Source organism: Phocaeicola sp., from assembly GCF_048170425.1.
Taxonomy (GTDB): Bacteria; Bacteroidota; Bacteroidia; order Bacteroidales; family Bacteroidaceae; genus Phocaeicola.
The window spans coordinates 1-4,544 of the sequence record NZ_DBEXBB010000252.1; the positions used below are offsets into that span (position 1 = coordinate 1).

The 4,544-nt window shown below is 46.1% G+C and carries 2 protein-coding genes; one reads left to right on the forward strand and one right to left on the reverse strand.

Features of this window, described 5'->3' with window-relative positions; genetic code table 11:
• Positions 1-53 precede the first annotated feature (53 nt).
• Positions 54-947: an AraC family transcriptional regulator gene (locus tag ACMJ0U_RS09955; RefSeq protein WP_417129808.1), complete on the forward strand. Its 894-nt coding sequence runs from the start codon at positions 54-56 to the stop codon at positions 945-947.
• Positions 948-1,028: 81 nt separating this feature from the next.
• On the opposite strand, the gene ACMJ0U_RS09960 is transcribed toward ACMJ0U_RS09955, so the two are convergent.
• Complete coding sequence (locus ACMJ0U_RS09960) at positions 1,029-4,430, reverse strand: family 78 glycoside hydrolase catalytic domain (RefSeq protein WP_417129809.1); 3,402 nt, start codon at positions 4,428-4,430, stop codon at positions 1,029-1,031.
• Positions 4,431-4,544 lie beyond the last annotated feature (114 nt).

Below are 4,544 nucleotides of genomic sequence, written 5' to 3' on the forward strand. Positions count from 1 at the left end.
GATTCAGGAGTTTATCAGGGATTTTTTTATCTTTGCGAAGAAAGGGACAAAAAATGAAAAAAGACAGCGTAAACTATAAATATTTGGTACGAAGTCCGCGCGATATAGACTGGGGAATTACCGTGGACACAGTAGGATCGGAACCCGTTCCGCCAAACTACTCGATATATCCACCCCGTACCGGACATCCGGACGCCTTTTATTTCACTCCCTCACGTGGCCGCGTGCTGGACAGTTATCAATTATTGTACATCACGCACGGGAAAGGTTACTTTTATACTTCCCCCGACACCTTCATTGAAATCAAGGAAGGCGACATCTTGATTCTCCAGCCTCACGTTTGGCACAGCTATTTCCCCAATAAGAAAACCGGCTGGCAGGAATACTGGATTGGATTTCAGGGAATCAACATGGACAGCCGTTTCCAGAACAACTTTTTTGCAAAAGACCAGATTGTATATCACATCGGTGTACAAGACAGTATCGTAAAACTTTATGAACAGGCTATTCAGGTGGCCATGGAAGAAAAAGCAGCCTGCCAACAATACCTGGCCGGCATTGCCAACCTTATTTTAGGCATGACCATGTACTACTCACAGAACCATGAATTCGACAACAAGGCTACCGAACAGATAAGCAAAGCCAAGGTACTCATCCGTGAAAACCTGCTGCAAGGCATCGGACCGGAAGACGTGGCCGACTCCCTGCACATGAGCTATTCCTGGTTCCGTAAATTGTTCAAGGAATATACCGGACTTTCTCCGGCACACTATATTCAGGAGCTGAAAATCCAGCAAGCCAAAGATTTGCTGGCCACTACCCAGCGAAGTACCAAAGAGATTGCCTATTACCTGAATTTTGACGATATTCCTTATTTTACTAAAGTCTTCAAGAAATATACGGGATATACGCCACAATCTTACCGAAAAAAATTTGGAAGAGAGTAAAAACAAAACCTCCTTCTGCACTGAAGAAATATTCATAGCAAGCAGAAGGAGGTTGCTTTATTGTATGCCGGAATCTGAGGATTATTTCACTACAAAGTGATAGGTTCCCGACAACAATTCTGCCTTACACATTCCATCCTGATACGTCACTTCTTTTATACCTTCCTTTCCAGCTTGTAACGCGCGACCATTTTCAGTTACGCTATCCACTGAAGCAACAGGCAAATAAAGTGTCGCACTGGTATTCGCCGGAACCGTGAATGAATACCTCACTTCTCCATACTTCACTTCCCATGCGCTTTCTATACGTCCGTACAGCGAATCATAATATCCTCTGGCAAACGTCATCTTCCCAGTCGGGTCAATTCTGGGACACAACACAAAATGCTTGAATCCCGGAGACAGTTCATCCCGCATAATCCCCAAAGAATAGGCATACATCCATGCCCCGACGGCTCCAAAGGAATAATGGTTAAACGAGTTCATCCGGTTGTTCTCGCCAAATCCGTCTACGTGCGTATACGAGTTCAGGCGTTCCCAAATAGTAGTAGCCCCCTGCTCCACAGAATACAGCCACGAAGGATAAGTAGTCTGTTGCAACAAGTTATAAGCCACGTCATCATATCCATTGTCCGAAAGTGCCTTGCTAATCCATGCCGTACCGATAAATCCCGTCATCAGTGAGTAAGCCGGATAAGTCTTTCCGTCATCTGCCACATTCTCCCGCTGCACCGTATGTGCCAGATTAGCCGCAAACTGCTTTTTCCATTCCGGATTCACAATACCGAAAGACAAAGGAAGCACATACGAGGTCTGGATATCCACCAGTTTTCCCTTTTCCGGACCGTTCGCCCCGGAAGAAATCGTTTTCGCTGTCTGCGGGTCGATATATGTACGGTTAAAGAACGCCTTACGCTCCTCATACAACTTCTCAAATTTTTCCGCATCCTCCTTTTTACCTAAAATCTGGGCCACCTTTTTCATGATGTCCAAATCGTAGAGGAAGTATGCTTCCCACATCAGTGTCTTGTCATTCTTGTTATCCTCCGGCCCCAGCCAGTCACCTAAGTTTCCCCAGACTTTTTCCTGTTCCAGTATGCCCGTCTCCGGATTGATGTTCTTGGTCCGTACATAATCCATATAGCGGCACATCACCTCATAATGCTCTGCCAGCAAGTTCTTGTCACCATATTGCTGATACACTTCCCACGGCACTGTAATACCTGCACTTCCCCACAGCAGACCACCAAATCCACCACCCAAAGGAGCCACATCCGGGAAACGGCCATCTTCACGCTGTACGTCCCTCATGGCACACAAATAACGACGTAAGAACTGCGGTACATCTGCCAGGTAAGTAGCCGTGCGAGAGAATACCGATATATCACCCGCCCATCCCAAACGCTCGTTACGCTGCGGACAGTCGGTCGGAATGGAGAAGAAGTTAGCATAAGTAGACCACACGATATTGTGCCACAACTGATTGACCTTTTCGTTGGACGTTTCATACTTGGATGCCAACCCGTCAATCGAACTCAACACTACTCCTTTCACATCCTCCAGCGGCAAAGCCTTGTCTATGCCTGTAATTTCAATAAACCGGTATCCATGATAAGTAAATCTTGGCGCAATCGTTTCATTTCCTCCTTTCGTGATGTATTTATCCTGCGCCATGGCCGCACGGATATTTTCCAGCATAATCATTCCCTCGTTTCCGGCATAGCGCGGCAGGTCGGGATATTTTACCTCGGCATAACGCAGATTGATTTCCTGTCCAGCCTTCATTCCCTTGAGTGCGATTTCTGGCACTCCTACCATGTTCTGCCCCATATCGTACACAAAGATGCCCGGACGAACCTCTTCCACCGATTGTGCCGTCAGTTTCTGAATCACCTTTACCGTCTGACCGTATTGAGCTATCAGGTGGAAATTGGAATAATCGTCTACTTTAGGCATCGTTCCTCCACCTAACCGACTGACATGCCCCTCGAGCGAGACTTCTACTGCTTTCTTCCAGGCCGAATCATCGTATCCGGCTTTTGTCCATCCTTCGACAGCTTTTTCTCTCAAGGCATCATATACCTCTCCCTGAAAGAAACTGCCATACACCACAGGTCCCTGATTGAAATACTTCCACGTATCCGGAGAAGTTACTATCGTCTGTACCTTTCCATCCTCATAAGTCACAACCAACTGTGCCAGCAACGACTGACGGTCGCCAAAGAAATTCCAGTTTTCCCCTGTATAGGTTGCTCCTCCACTCCACCATCCTTCGGCTAAAATAGCTCCGACGGCATTCTTTCCTTTTGCCATCAGCTTCGTCACATCATACACCTGATACAGATGCGTTTTATTATACTGTGTCACACCCGGGTTAAAACAGTCTTCTCCCACACGCTGCCCGTTGAGATACATTTCATAAATACCCCGGGAAGTCACATACAGACGTGCCTTTCGAACCTTAGTGGAAGAAGTCTCAAACTCCGTACGCAACATCGGCATAGCATTACGACTGGGATTCTGTACATAGCACTTCTTTGCGCCTCTTAACAATGCGGTATCCAGGGTTACAGAAGCCAGCATGTTTTCCGGACTTCGGAAATTACGAATATCCGTTCTGACTCCTGAAAAATCAGGTGAGCCACCCAACGCATACCCCACATCACCGACTACCGGAAAAGCCACGAAATCACCTCCTCTTCCCAAAGGATTCAGATTCACTTCCCCAATCTGCACCTCTCCTTTCTTCAGTGTAGTAAAGCCCAAATTGGAATACAAAGAAAACGTATGCGGCTGATATTGGTTCTCCGCATTCAGCATATCAGCAGGCAGCATAAACGACTTTAAAGGAACAGAAGGTTTGTCATCCGGCCGATAACCGGCACGATAAATATGCACCCAGGCATTTCGTCCGTCTTTCAATGGAGACAAATCAAACTCCACTTTTATGTATGACTCATCCTTTCCGCTGGCTATATGATAGACATTCTTATTCGCGTCCATCAGACGTTCATCATTGGCACCATACACAAACGCAATCTTTCGTGATACAGCCTGTCTTTTCATCTGAAAAGAGCAGTCTAGTCTGAATACTGGCAGATAATGTGAATAAAGCACCATATCCTCGTCACTTCCTCCAATCCAACGTGCTCCGTTCCAGCCTGCTTTGTCATTAGAGGTCATCAGACTTGTCTCAAACCAAGCATCTTTTTCCGTAATTTCTCTCTCATTATTCCAGACTTTTACTTTCCAGGTATAGCGAGTAGCAGGTTTCAATGCCTCTCCCTGATAAGTCACATGCTGGGATACATCACTTGTCACTTTCCCAGAATTCCAGACTACCTTTCCAGCCTCATCCCTCACCTCCAGTTGATAAGCGGTCTGATATATGCCTCTTTCGTGTGGGCTGCTTACAAGTTGCCAGCCGAATCTGGGGGTTGACGTGTCTACCCCTAAAGGATTTTCTACCAACTCCACTGTCATTCCTGCGATTAATGCACATTCATTTTTATAAGTGCTGCTCGATAAAATTATTCCCAATACAAATACTATCCAAAAAGGCTTTCTAATCATAGCGTCTATCTCACAAATATATTT

Coding starts and splice junctions, on each gene's coding strand:
- ACMJ0U_RS09960 (WP_417129809.1), bottom strand. CDS start 4,430: ATGACAGTGGAGTTGGTAGAAAATCCTTTAGGGGTAGACACGTCAACC.
- ACMJ0U_RS09955 (WP_417129808.1), top strand. CDS start 54: ATGAAAAAAGACAGCGTAAACTATAAATATTTGGTACGAAGTCCGCGC.